The 12,175-nt window shown below is 73.3% G+C and carries 14 protein-coding genes; 10 read left to right on the forward strand and 4 right to left on the reverse strand.

What is annotated here, in order from left to right:
• The first annotated feature begins 201 nt into the window (after positions 1 to 201).
• Positions 202 to 1,389, forward strand: a complete 1,188-nt coding sequence (locus FHX74_RS09975) for a cysteine desulfurase family protein (RefSeq protein ID WP_182559979.1) — start codon at positions 202 to 204, stop codon at positions 1,387 to 1,389.
• A 59-nt stretch (positions 1,390 to 1,448) separates the two neighbouring features.
• Positions 1,449 to 1,940 (forward strand): GNAT family N-acetyltransferase, encoded by a 492-nt coding sequence (locus FHX74_RS20260; protein ID WP_182559980.1) that lies wholly within the window; start codon positions 1,449 to 1,451, stop codon positions 1,938 to 1,940.
• A gap of 194 nt (positions 1,941 to 2,134) precedes the next feature.
• On the opposite strand, the gene FHX74_RS09985 is transcribed toward FHX74_RS20260, so the two are convergent.
• On the reverse strand, positions 2,135 to 2,497 hold the full coding sequence (locus FHX74_RS09985; RefSeq protein ID WP_182559981.1) for a HesB/IscA family protein: 363 nt from the start codon (positions 2,495 to 2,497) through the stop codon (positions 2,135 to 2,137).
• Positions 2,498 to 2,743: 246 nt separating this feature from the next.
• Here FHX74_RS09985 and FHX74_RS09990 point away from each other — a divergent pair, with 246 nt between their 5' ends.
• From FHX74_RS09990 to nadA, 4 genes are all read left to right on the forward strand, one after another.
• Positions 2,744 to 4,018 (forward strand): glycoside hydrolase family 6 protein, encoded by a 1,275-nt coding sequence (locus FHX74_RS09990; protein ID WP_182559982.1) that lies wholly within the window; start codon positions 2,744 to 2,746, stop codon positions 4,016 to 4,018.
• A gap of 81 nt (positions 4,019 to 4,099) precedes the next feature.
• Positions 4,100 to 5,155, forward strand: a complete 1,056-nt coding sequence (locus tag FHX74_RS09995; protein WP_182559983.1) for a glycerate kinase — start codon at positions 4,100 to 4,102, stop codon at positions 5,153 to 5,155.
• Positions 5,156 to 5,221: 66 nt separating this feature from the next.
• On the forward strand, positions 5,222 to 5,797 hold the full coding sequence (locus tag FHX74_RS10000) for a DinB family protein (RefSeq protein WP_182559984.1): 576 nt from the start codon (positions 5,222 to 5,224) through the stop codon (positions 5,795 to 5,797).
• A gap of 45 nt (positions 5,798 to 5,842) precedes the next feature.
• A complete protein-coding gene (nadA, locus tag FHX74_RS10005; RefSeq protein ID WP_182559985.1) occupies positions 5,843 to 7,000 on the forward strand; it encodes a quinolinate synthase NadA in 1,158 nt (385 codons plus the stop codon).
• Between the two features lie 107 nt (positions 7,001 to 7,107).
• Here the strand turns inward: nadA and pspAA are convergent, their stop codons facing one another.
• Together pspAA and FHX74_RS10015 are read right to left on the reverse strand one after the other, a co-directional pair.
• Positions 7,108 to 7,392, reverse strand: a complete 285-nt coding sequence (gene pspAA, locus FHX74_RS10010; RefSeq protein WP_182559986.1) for a PspA-associated protein PspAA — start codon at positions 7,390 to 7,392, stop codon at positions 7,108 to 7,110.
• Positions 7,392 to 8,222 (reverse strand): PspA/IM30 family protein, encoded by an 831-nt coding sequence (locus FHX74_RS10015; RefSeq protein WP_182559987.1) that lies wholly within the window; start codon positions 8,220 to 8,222, stop codon positions 7,392 to 7,394. The genes pspAA and FHX74_RS10015 overlap by 1 nt, the downstream gene beginning before the upstream one ends.
• A gap of 230 nt (positions 8,223 to 8,452) precedes the next feature.
• Between FHX74_RS10015 and FHX74_RS10020 the strand changes: the two genes are divergently transcribed.
• The 3 genes from FHX74_RS10020 (at position 8,453) to FHX74_RS10030 (ending at position 10,315) form a co-directional block, all read left to right on the forward strand.
• A complete protein-coding gene (locus FHX74_RS10020; RefSeq protein ID WP_182559988.1) occupies positions 8,453 to 9,028 on the forward strand; it encodes a DUF3043 domain-containing protein in 576 nt (191 codons plus the stop codon).
• A gap of 62 nt (positions 9,029 to 9,090) precedes the next feature.
• On the forward strand, positions 9,091 to 10,101 hold the full coding sequence (locus FHX74_RS10025) for an aldo/keto reductase family protein (protein WP_182559989.1): 1,011 nt from the start codon (positions 9,091 to 9,093) through the stop codon (positions 10,099 to 10,101).
• 1 nt (position 10,102) lies between these two features.
• Complete coding sequence (locus tag FHX74_RS10030; RefSeq protein WP_182559990.1) at positions 10,103 to 10,315, forward strand: hypothetical protein; 213 nt, start codon at positions 10,103 to 10,105, stop codon at positions 10,313 to 10,315.
• 80 nt (positions 10,316 to 10,395) lie between these two features.
• Here FHX74_RS10030 and FHX74_RS10035 read toward each other — a convergent pair whose 3' ends face one another.
• Positions 10,396 to 11,337: an NAD-dependent epimerase/dehydratase family protein gene (locus tag FHX74_RS10035; protein ID WP_182559991.1), complete on the reverse strand. Its 942-nt coding sequence runs from the start codon at positions 11,335 to 11,337 to the stop codon at positions 10,396 to 10,398.
• Between the two features lie 125 nt (positions 11,338 to 11,462).
• Between FHX74_RS10035 and FHX74_RS10040 the strand changes: the two genes are divergently transcribed.
• Entirely contained in the window at positions 11,463 to 12,152 is a 690-nt protein-coding gene (locus FHX74_RS10040) for a TetR/AcrR family transcriptional regulator (RefSeq protein ID WP_328823744.1), read from the forward strand.
• Positions 12,153 to 12,175: the final 23 nt, after the last annotated feature.

A 12,175-nucleotide genomic window follows, 5' to 3' on the forward strand; every position in this document is an offset into this window, starting at 1 on the left:
ACCTGCCGTCCTGCGACCGGTGGACCTGACCGCGGGACTCGTCCTTGATTGCCACCCCAGGTCACGGGCGGATGCGCCGGGCGGACCCTGCGTCACGATCGTGACCTCGTCTCGGGGGTGGAGCCGCCTCCCCGTGCGACAAACAGCACCCTAACGCAGCCGACGTGGGGGACCAGCCTCGCCGGTGCGTATGTTTCCGGGGTGCGCGAGGGACCGCAGCAGGAGGGTCGTCGGGTCTTCCTCGACGGGTCGGCGGGCGAGCCGCTCCGGCCCGAGGCGGTGGACGCCTGGGTGGCTGCGGCCGGCGCCGGCTGGGGCGACCCGCTGGCGCTGCACCACCCCGGTCGGCAGGCGGCGATGGCGCTCGACGGGTGCCGGGCCGCGGTCGCCGACGTCGTCGGTGCGCGGCCCGAGGACGTGGTGTTCACCGGCTCGGCGGCCCAGGCCCGCCGGGCCGCGGTGGCCGGGCTGGCGCTCGGCCGACGCCGGGCCGGGACGACGGTGGTGACGACCACGGTCGAGCACTCGGCCGTGCTGGCCGCCGCCGACGAGGTGGGCGGGTTCACCGACCCCGCCGACGGCGACCTCCCCGCGGGGCGGGTGGGCGTCGACGCGCTCGGACGGCTCGACCTCGACCAATGGCGGGCCGCGGTGGCCGGCCCGGGGGTCGCGCTGGCCTGCCTCCAGGTCGGCAACCACGAGGTCGGCACCCGGCAGCCGGTGGAGCCGGCCGTCGAGGCGGCTGTAGCGGCCGGCGTCCCGGTGGTGCTCGACGCGACGGCCGCGTTCGGCCGGGTCGACCTGCGTGCGCTCACCGGCTGGTCGGCGCTGGTCGGCGGCGCGGACGCCGTCGGCGGCCCGGCGTCGGTGGGGTTCCTGGTGCTGGCCCGCGGGTCGCGGTGGCGCCCGCCGCACCCGGTCGACGACTACCAGGACGGACGCTGGCCGGGCACGCCGGACCTGCCCGGCATCGTCGCGGCGACGACAGCGCTCGACGCCACCGAGCGCGAGCGGCCGACGACCGGGCCCCGAATCGCCGCGCTGGTCGACCGGCTCCGTGCCGGGGTCGCCGATCGCGTCCCGTTGGTCGAACTGGTCGGCGACCCGGTCGACCGGCTCCCCCACCTGCTCACCTTCTCGGTGCTGTACGTGACCGGCGAGGCGCTGGCCACCGAGCTCGACCGGGCCGGCTTCGCGGTGGGCAGCGGGTCGGCCTGCAGCTCGCGGTCGGAGGTGCCCAGCCACGTGCTCGCGGCGATGGGGGCGCTGACGTCGGGCAACGTCCGGCTGGGACTGACCCGGGACACCACCGCAGACGACGTCGAGGCCTTCCTCGACGTGCTGCCGGGAACGGTGGCCGAGCTGCGGGACCGGCTGGGCGCGCCTTAACGGGTGATGGTGTCCACTCCCCCGCCGGCTCCCCGGTCGTCCACCGGCAGACTGGAGCCGTGAGCTCCGCCCCCACACCCGCCGACGTCGCGATCCGGCCGGTCGTGCCCGGCGACCTCGACGTCTTCTTCCGGATCTTCAGCGATCCCGAGTCCGTCACCATGGCCGGCTTCACCGCCGAGGACCCGAACGATCGCGAGGCCTTCGACGACCACTGGGCGGCGGTGCTGGCCAGCGAGGCGGTGACCGCGCGGACGGTGCTCTGGCAGGGTGCGGTGGTCGGGCACGTGGCGAGCTTCGAGGTCGACGGGGTGACCGAGGTGACCTACTGGGTCGACCAGGCGGTCTGGGGTCAGGGCATCGCCACCGCGGCCCTCGCCCAGCTGCTGGCCCACGTCACCACACGGCCGGTGTTCGCCCGCGCGGCCGCCGACAACGCCGCCTCGCTACGGGTGCTCGGCAAGTGCGGGTTCCGCCCGGTCCGGACCGAGCGCGCCTACGCCAACGCCCGCGGCGAGGAGACCGACGAGACCATCCTCCGGCTCGACTGAGTCCGGACGCACGAGACCGCGGGGCGGTGAGCCGCCCCGCGGTCGAGATGCACGTGCACAGGTGATCTGCGAGCGTCCTCCGAGCCGCGCCGGAACGTTCTGCACGACGAGTTTCGCGAACACGCTTTTCCGTTCGCGAAACGAGGAGGAAGAACGGTCCGCTCAGCGCGGCGTGCGCGAGCAGACCCAATCAATCAGTGGAAGCTGTCGCCGCAGGCGCAGGAGCCGGTGGCGTTCGGGTTGTCGATCGTGAAGCCCTGCTTCTCGATGGTGTCGACGAAGTCGATGGTGGCGCCCATCAGGTACGGCGCGCTCATCCGGTCGGTGACCACGTGGACGCCGCTGTACTCCTTGACGATGTCGCCGTCGAGGTTCCGCTCGTCGAAGAAGAGCTGGTAGCGCAGGCCGGAGCAACCACCGGGCTGCACGGCGATCCGCAGCGACAGGTCGTCGCGACCCTCGCCGTCGAGCAGCGCCTTGACCTTGGTCGCGGCCTCGTCGGTCAGGATGACCCCGTCGGTCTGAACGGTGGGAACCGTCTGGTCCTGCACGGTCATATCGCGTCTCCGCATCCGGTGCGCGCGGCACCACTGGTGGTCTGTGCTTCGTTTCGAGTCTAGGACGAGCACCGACACCCGCCAAGCAGGCCGACGCCGGCGAGACAGGGCTCACAGCGCAGGTCCGGGTGCCGGCGCCGCCGCCGACGGCAAAGCGTTGACAGGTTCACCACCGAGCGCGTAGGACGTTGACACGACGTCGGCGGGCCGACGTCGCCCCACGTCAGCGTCGTCGAAGGGCCTGCCATGCCACTGCGCCTGCCCCGCCGTCTCGCCGGATCGCGGCTGATCCCGTCGCTGGTCGGGCTCTGCGCGATCGGCTCGCTCGCGACCGGGGTGCTCCCCGCCGCCGGGTCGGTCCCGGCGGCCGCCGACCACCGCCACCCGCCCGCCCGCTCCGAGCGGCTGTTCGCCGACCCGGAGAGCACGACCGCCCAGCACGCGGCCGAGCTCAGCGGGCAGCAGCGTCGCGACGCCCTCCGGCTCGCCGCCGTCCCGACCGCCTCCTGGTTCACCGGCGGGACGCCCGCCGAGGCCCGCGAGCGCGCCCGCGCCCTGGTCCGGCGCGCGCAGCGGGCCCACGCGACCCCGGTGATCGTCGTCTACAACGTGCCCGGCCGCGACTGCTCGCTCTACTCGGCCGGCGGGGCGTCCACCACCGCCGAGTACGTCGCCTGGGTGCAGGCCCTGGCCCGCGGGATCGGCGGACACCGGGCGATCGTGGTGGTCGAGCCCGACGGGCTCGGCACCATCCCCTGGTACACCGACGTCAACGGTCAGCTGGGCAGCTGCCAACCCGCCGACGCCGACCGGGCCACCGCCGCGGCCGACCGGTTCGCCCAGATCGGCGCCGCGGTCGACGCGCTGACCGCCCTCCCCCGCACCCGGGTCTACCTGGACGCCACCAACCCCGGCTGGCTCAGCCCGGGCGACATCGCCCAGCGGCTCCGCCGCGCCGGCGTCGACCGGGCCGACGGCTTCGCCCTCAACGTGTCCAACTACTACGACGACGCCCGGAACGCCTACTACGCCTCATGGGTCTCGGACTGCCTCCAGCTGACCGGGCACTCGAACTACCCGTACGCCTCGTGCCCCGGGCAGTACTACCCGGCGAACCCGGACGACCTGAGCACCTGGCCACTCACCACCGCGGCCTACGACCAGGCGTTCGCGGACACCGGGGTGACCCGCGACCCGGCCCACCAGGCGCACGCGGTGGTCGACACCAGCCGCAACGGCCAGGGTGCCTGGCAGGCGCCGGCCGGGCTCTACCCCGACCCCCAGAACTGGTGCAACCCGCCGGGGCGAGGGCTCGGCGCCCGCCCGACCACCGCGGTCGACGACCCGTACATCGACGCCGACCTGTGGATCAAGGTGCCCGGCGACTCGGACGGCCAGTGCTACCGCGGGACGGCAGGACCGGACGATCCGGCCCGCGGCTACGCCGACCCGGCCGCCGGCGACTGGTTCCCGCAGATGGCCCGCGAGCTGATCGCGAACGCGAACCCGCCGCTGCGCTGACCGCCGGCTGCCCGGCCTGCGCCGAGCGATCACCGACGACCGCCTCGCTGCGGGCCGGTGAGGGCCGGGCAGGATGAGTCGGTGCGTGTCGTCGTCGCCCCGGACTCCGTCGGCCCGCTCTCCGCGGCGGACGCGGGGCGGGCGATCGCGGACGGCTGGCCGCTGCCCCGCGAGGTGGTCGTCCCGCTTGGGGAGTCGGGCGCGGGCTTCGCCCAGGCGGCCGGCGACCTGCTCGGCGGCGAGCGCCGGACGGTCGACGACCACCTGGTGGTGCGGACCGCCGACCGGTTGGTCCTCGGTTCCCGGGCCGTCCCGGTGGCACCTGCCGCCCCGATCCCCGAGCACGGCTCGAGCGCCGCGCTGGGTCGGGCGCTGCGGGAGTGCCTCGACCGCGCCGACCACTCGGAGCCGCCGAGCGAGGTCGTGATCGACCTCGCCGGTCCCGACGTCCACGACGGCGGCGCCGGTCTGCTCGCGGAGCTCGGGGCGACGGCCGACGTCGACCTGCGCGCCGGGGTGGCCGGGCTGGCCGGGCTGACCCGGGTGAACCTGTCCGCGGCCCGCGCCCGGCTCGCGGGTCGGACGCTGGTCGCGGTCACCGACGCGGCCGGGTGCGGGCGATCCCTGCTCGGGCTCCGGGGCATCACCGCCGCGCGGGGCCGCGAAGCCGGTCAGGACGCGGCGCTGCTGCTCGACCTCGACGCCCGGCTGCAGCGCTGGGCCGGGCTGCTCGGACTGGACGACCGGCCCGGCGCGGGCGCAGCGGGCGGGGTCGGCGCCGCGGTGCTCGCGCTCGGGGGCCGACTGACCACCGGTCCGGGCTGGGGCGCCGGGGCCTCTGACCTGGCGTCGCGGATGCGCGGGGCCGACCTGGTGGTGACCGGGTGCTCGCGCTACGACTTCGCCACCCGCGGCGGCGGCGTGGTCGCCGAGGTGGCCCGGCTGGCCGCCGACGCGCTCGCCCCGTGCGTCGTCCTCGCCGGCGAGGTCATGGTCGGTCGGCGGGAGATGCGGACGATGGGCGTCGAGGCGGCCTACCCGGTGTTCGAGGCCGACCCGGTCGCCGACTTCCGCGCGCCGGGGGCCGCCGACCTGGCGGCCCTGGCCGCGCGGGTGGCGCGCAGCTGGCGCTGGTGAGCCGGCGCGACGACCGCGACCCGTAGATCCGGCAGAACTGTCGGACCCGGTCGGCACACTGCCGCCATGGCCGCTGACCGACTCCTCACCTCCCGTGACCCGGCGAGCTTCGACTGGTCCGGGCAGCTGGCCGAGCAGCTGTCCTGGCACTGGGAGACGCAGCTGCGGCCACGGCTGGACGGGCTGACCGACCTCGAGTACTTCTGGGAGCCCGTGCCCGGTGCCTGGAACGTGCGACCGGAGGGCGACCGGTTCACCATCGACTGGGCCGTCCCTCCGCCGGACCCGGCGCCGGTGACCACGATCGCCTGGCGGTTGGGGCACCTGATCGTCGGCGTGTTCGGCGAGCGCAACGCCCGCTACTTCGGCGGCCCGCCGATCGACTACGGCCATTACGCCTGGGACGGCACGGCGGCCGCGGCGCTCGAGGCCCTCGACGCCGGGTACGCCACCTGGATCGCCGGGGTCCGCGCGCTGTCGACCGAGGAGCTGCTCGCCAACTGCCGCGAGGACGGCTTCGACACCGAGTCGATGGCCGCGCTGGTGCTGCACATCCACCGCGAGGTGCTCCACCACGGGGCGGAGGTGGCGCTGCTCCGTGATCTTCATCTCCATGGCGGCGGGAAGCCGCTCCGGCGCTGATTCCGGGGCGCGATCAACCGCTCCGGCGCCGTACGCTCTCCGGACATGACCACCGCGACGCCGTCGTTGCCCCTCTTCGTGCTCGGCCGCGGCTCCGACCCGGAGTCCGAGCGGGGGGTCGACTGCCCCGGCTCGCTGCCCCCGGCCTCCGACCCGGACCTGGTCCGCCGGGCCGCGGCAGCCAAGGCGACCCTCGGCGACCGGCTCTTCGTGCTCGGTCACCACTACCAGCGCGACGAGGTGATCGCCTTCGCCGACGTCACCGGCGACAGCTTCAAGCTGGCCCGCGAGGCCGCGGCCCGGCCCGACGCGGAGTACATCGTGTTCTGCGGCGTGCACTTCATGGCCGAGTCGGCCGACATCCTCACCACCGACGCGCAGCAGGTGGTGCTGCCCGACCTCGCCGCGGGCTGCTCGATGGCCGACATGGCCCGGCTGGCCCAGGTCGAGGACGCCTGGGACGCCCTGGTCGACGCCGGGCTCGACCAGGACACCATCCCGGTCACCTACATGAACTCCTCGGCCGACATCAAGGCGTTCTGCGGCCGGCACGGCGGGGTGGTCTGCACGTCGTCGAACGCCCGGCGGGTGCTCGAGTGGGCCTACGCCCGCGGCCGCCGGGTGCTGTTCCTGCCCGACCAGCACCTCGGCCGGAACACCGCCGTCCTCCAGCTCGGTCTCGACCTCGACGACTGCGTGGTCTGGGACCCCCGGCGGACCGACGGCGGGCTGACCACCGAGCAGCTCACCGCGGCGACGATGGTGCTCTGGCGCGGTCACTGCTCCGTGCACGGCCGGTTCACCGCCGAGGCGGTGGCCGACGTCCGCGCCCGGATCCCCGGGGTCCAGGTGCTCGTGCACCCGGAGTGTCAGCACGAGGTGGTCACCGCCGCCGACCAGGTCGGGTCGACCGAGTTCATCATCTCCGCCATCGAGAACGCACCGGCCGGCAGCGCCTGGGCGGTCGGCACCGAGCTCAACCTGGTGCAGCGCTTGGCGAAGGAGCACCCCGAGCAGCAGATCGTGTTCCTCGAGAAGACGGTCTGCTACTGCGCCACCATGAACCGGATCGACCTGCCGCACCTGGTCTGGGCGCTCGAGGAGCTGGTGGCCGGGCGGGTGCCGAACCGGATCGTGGTCGACCCCCAGACCGCCGCCGAGGCGCGGGCCGCGCTGCAGCGGATGCTCGACCTGCCGGGCTGACACCGACGAGAACGACGGAGCTCCCGGACGCCCGCAGGCGTCCGGGAGCTCTCGTGTGTCCTGTCCGGGGCCCGACCCCGGGTCAACGACCGCTCAGAGCGACCGGCTCAGCCGGGGATGAGCCCGTCCTGCGACTCCCCGAGCAGCTCGGCCACCTCGGCCAGCGTCGCGTCGGCCGCCGGGAGGATGAGGTCGGAGTCGACCAGCTGGTCGTCGGGCACCGGCACACCGGCGGCGCGGACCTGCTCGTGCAGCGAGTGCAGCGCCTTGGTCAGCTCCTCCTGGTTGCCGGCGTTGACCGCCCACTCGATGGCGTCGTCGACGGTGTTCAGCTGGTTGACCGCCGAGTCGCCGAGCTCGAACTGACCTTCGTTGAGGATGCGGACGATCATCAGAACTGCTCCTGCCGGCTCTGATTCGGCTGCGCGACCGGGGTCGCCTGCGGGGCGGCCGCCGGCTGGCCCTGCGAGGCGGAACCCTGCTCGAGCGCCGGAGCCTGCGCCGGGGACGAGCCGCTCTCGATGCTGAGGTTGGCCTTCATGCTGGCCAGCTCGTTCTCGACGTCGGAGGTCGAGGCGAGCGACTCGAGCTCGCGGGTGATGTCGTCCTTGGTCTGACCGGTCGGGTCGTCGAGCGCACCGCTGGCCATCAGCTCGTCGAGCGCGCCGGCGCGGGCCTGCATCTGGGCCGTCTTGTCCTCGGCCCGCTGGATGGCCAGGCCGACGTCGCCCATCTCCTCGCCGATGCCGGAGAAGGCCTCGTTGATCCGGGTCTGCGCCTCGGCCGCCGAGTAGGTGGCCTTGATGGTCTCCTTGCGGGTCCGGAAGGCGTCCACCTTGGCCTGCAGCCGCTGGCTGGCCCGGGTGAGCTTCTCCTCCTCGCCCTGGAGCTGCGCGTGCTGGGTCTGCAGGTCCGACAGCTGCTGCTGGAGGCCGGACTTGCGGGTCAGCGCCTCGCGGGCCAGGTCCTCACGGCCGACCTCGAGGGCCTTCTTGGCCTGCGCGTTGAGCTTGTCGATCTGGGTGTTGAGCCCGGTCGCCTGGAGCTCCACCCGCTTCCGGCTGGTGGCCACGTCGGCCACGCCCCGGCGGACCTTCTGCAGCAGCTCCAGCTGGCGCTGGTAGGAGTAGTCGAGGGTCTGTCGCGGATCCTCCAGCTTGTCCAGGGCCTTGTCCGTCTTGGCCCTGAAGATCATGGACATCCGTTGAAAGATTCCACTCATCGGTTGCGCGCGGTCCTTCCGTGAGACCCATGGCGCCGGGCACGTGGCCCCGCTTCGTCCGGTCGAGCCTCAACTGTATGCCGTGGCAGGGACCGGCCGGGAGCGGGCGGAACGAGTAGGTTCGCAATTGGGTTGAACCCCTGAGACAATCCGGGGTCGGTCGGCTCCGCCCCTGCCCACGGGTCGGGAGCGACCGCGGATCCCGCAGCACAGGTACAGGAGAGACAGTCGTGGCACTCTTTCGCCGCAAGGACGAGGCGCCGGTCGAGACCGAGCCGCCGCCCCTGGTGGAGGAGGTCGGCGCCGCCCGAGGCGGCCGGCAGCGCAAGGACGCCCCCACCCCGACCCGCAAGCAGGCCGAGGCGGCCCGCCGGGAACGGGTGACGAAGACCTACACCAAGAAGGAAGCCCGCGCCGAGGCGAGCCGCCAGGCCCGCTCCCAGCGGATGAAGGCGATGCAGGAGCGCGACAACACGCCGGAGAAGGCGTTGATGCGCGACTACATCGACTCCCGGCGCAACTTCGGCGAGTTCCTGCTGCCGGGGATGGTGGTGATCCTGGCCTGCACCTTCCTGTACTCGGTGATCCCGCAGGTCTCGACCATCGCCACGGCGGTGCTCTACCTGTTCATCCTGGCGGTGATCGTCGACCTGTTCTTCATGTGGCGACGCTTCCGCAAGCTGCTGGCCGAGCGGCTGCCGAACTCCCCGACCCGCGGACTGCTGTTCTACGGCGCGAACCGCGCCATCCAGATCCGGCGGTTCCGGATCCCGCCACCGCGGATCAAGCGCGGCGAGAGCTTCTGAGCCAGGTTTTCGGGGCTCGCCCCGGAAGCCGGGCCGTCGGACCTGCGTGACAGGCTGACGGCATGGAATTTCGCTATCTCGGCAACAGCGGTCTCAAGGTCTCGGAGATCTCCTACGGCAACTGGGTGACCCACGGCTCCCAGGTCGAGGCGGACGCGGCCCAGGCCTGCGTCCGGGCGGCGCTGGACGCCGGCATCACCACCTTCGACACCGCCGACGTCTACGCCAACACCAAGGCCGAGACGATCCTCGGCGACGCTCTGCAGGGCGAGCGCCGGGAGAGCCTGGAGATCTTCACCAAGGTCTACTTCCCGACCGGCCCGAAGGGTCACAACGACACCGGGCTGTCGCGCAAGCACATCCTCGAGTCGATCAACGGCTCGCTGCGCCGCTTGCAGACCGACTACGTCGACCTCTACCAGGCCCACCGCTACGACTACGAGACCCCGCTCGAGGAGACCATGCAGGCGTTCGCCGACGTGGTGCGCCAGGGCAAGGCGCTCTACATCGGGGTGAGCGAGTGGACGACCGACCAGCTGCGCGCCGCGCACGAGCTGGCGGTGGAGCTCAAGGTGCCGCTGGTCTCCAACCAGCCGCAGTACTCGATGCTCTACCGGGTGATCGAGGCCGAGGTGGTGCCGACCAGCCGCGAGCTCGGGATCAGCCAGGTGGTGTTCTCCCCGATCGCCCAGGGTGTGCTGACCGGCAAGTACAAGCCGGGTGCCGAGCTGCCGGCGGGGTCACGGGCCACCGACCCGAGCGGCGGCGCCGACTTCATCAAGCGGCTGCTGACCGACGACGTGCTCACCCGGGTGCAGGCGCTGGCGCCGATCGCCGACGGCGAGGGCCTGTCGATGGCCCAGCTCGCCGTCGCCTGGACGCTGCAGAACGACAACGTCGCGACGGCGATCACCGGTGGCTCGCGTCCGGAGCAGGTGACCGACAACGCGGCCGCTGCCGGTAAGAAGCTGTCGGCCGAGTCCCTGGCCGCCATCGACGAGGCGCTCGGCGACGCGGTGGTGAGCGACGCCGGTCTCACCGCCGACACCTCGCCGAAGACCCGGCTGGTCTGAGATGTCCTGGACCTGGTCGGCCGAGCCCGACGACGGCTCGGTCGACCTCGCCGGGTTGGGCCTCGACCAGCAGTTCCCCAGCCAGGGCGAGGCCGAGAGCTGGCTCGGCGAGTTCTACCCCGGTCTGATGGACGCCGGCGTCCGCGCGGTCAGCCTCTTCGAGGCGGACCGCAAGGTGTACGGCCCGATGCCCCTCGAACCCGAGATCACCTGACCTCGCCCCGTGCCCTGAGCCCCGCCCACCCCGTGCCCTGAGCCTGTCGATGGGCGTGGAGCTCGGCGGTTGCCCGGACCTCACTCGCGGCCGGTGGGCTGCGCGGGCTCGAACAGGGTGCGGCGGCAGACCTCGTCCCAGGGCGTGGGCGCGAGACCGAGCTCGGTCTCGGCGGCGGTGCTGTCCACCACGTAGGGCCGGGTGAAGACGTAGCGCATCGCGCGGAGCTGGCGCATGTCGGCGTTGGCCAGGGCGAGCGCGGCGAGCACCGGCTTCGGGTAGCCGCTCATCGGCACCATCGGGTGACCGCCGGCGGCCAGCACATCGGCCAGCGCCTGCCGGTGGGTGCGCGGGGCGTTGGTCGGGGCGAGCCAGACCCGCCCCCAGGTCTCCGGACGCTCGGCCACCGCCACCAGCGTCCGGGCGACGTCGAGCACGTCGGTCCAGCTGTGCGGCAGGTCGGGATCGCCCACCACCATCGCCCGCCGGCCCGCGAGCGCAGCCGGGACGTTGCGGTAGAGGTGGCTGTTGTCGGCGAGCCCGGCGCCGGCGTAGTCGGAGGCCCGCACCTCGACCACCCGAGCGCGTCCGGCCTCGTGGGCCGCCTTCGCCGTCGCCCACATCTCCGCCCGGATCCGGCCGTTCTTCTCCGTGGCCACGTCGGGCAGCGCCTCGGTCATCGGCACGTCGACCGGGCCGTAGCCGTACAGGCTGGAGGTGGTCACCAGGGTGGCCCCGGTCTGCTCGGCGGCCCCGAGCAGACCGGCCGACAGCGCCGGCCAGACCTGCTCCCAGTTGCCGTAGTGCGGCGGGTTGGCGCAGTTGTACAGCGCCGCCGCCCCCGCCGTCACCGAGCCGAGCGCCGCCCGGTCGGCGGCGTCCACCGCCACCCGCCTGGCCCCGGCGATCTCCGGCCCCCGACCGCTCCGGCTGACCAGGACCACCTCGTGGCCCGCCTGCACCAGCAGCCGGGCCGTGTGCCGGCCGACCGGACCCGATCCGACGATCACGTGCTTGCTCATCTGTGTCTCCTGTTCTGTTTCGAGAGCACCGCTCTCGAAAACGAGCATGGCAGACCTGGACGGCCAATGCAAGAGCACTGATCTCGTTTGTTGTCTCTGATCTCAATCGCTGGCAGACTGCGGCCGTGACCGACGGCTCGATCCACCGCACCGCACGCGACATCGCCCGCGAGGAGATCACCCGCGCGATCGTCGCCGCCGGCCGCCGACAGCTCTCGGAGGTCGGCCCGTCCGAGCTCTCGCTCCGGGCGGTGGCCCGCGAGCTGGGGATGGTGTCCTCGGCCGTCTACCGCTACTTCCCGAGCCGCGACGAGCTGCTCACCGCGCTGGTGGTCGTGATCTACACCGAGATCGCCGACGAGCTCGAGCGGACCGACGCGGCGGCGCGGCGGCGGCCCGACCTGCACGCCCGCTGGATCGCGCTCGCGCACCGACTGCGCGACTGGGCCCGCGAGCACCCCTTCGACTACGCCCTGGTCTACGGCTCCCCGATCCCGGGCTACACCGCCCCGCGCGACACCGTGGCCCCGGCGACCCGGGTGGTCCAGGTGCTGCTCGACCTGCTGGCCGAGGCCGAGGCGGCCGACCGCGTGCCCGAGCCCCGACCGGTGCCCCGTGCGGTGCGGGCGTCGATGCGCGGGCTGCGCGAGGCGACCGCGGGCCGGATCAGCGACGACCTGCTCGTCCGCGGGGTGCAGGCCTGGGGTTCACTGCTCGGGGCGCTCGACCTCGAGCTGTTCGGCCACCTGCACGGCGCGGTCGAGGACCACGACGTCTGGTTCGCCCACCTGGCCGAGCGGATCGCCCCGCTCTGAGCCGGCCGGCGACCGGTCCGGCC

This window comes from Microlunatus kandeliicorticis (genome assembly GCF_014137855.1).
Taxonomy (GTDB): Bacteria; Actinomycetota; Actinomycetes; order Propionibacteriales; family Propionibacteriaceae; genus Microlunatus; species Microlunatus kandeliicorticis.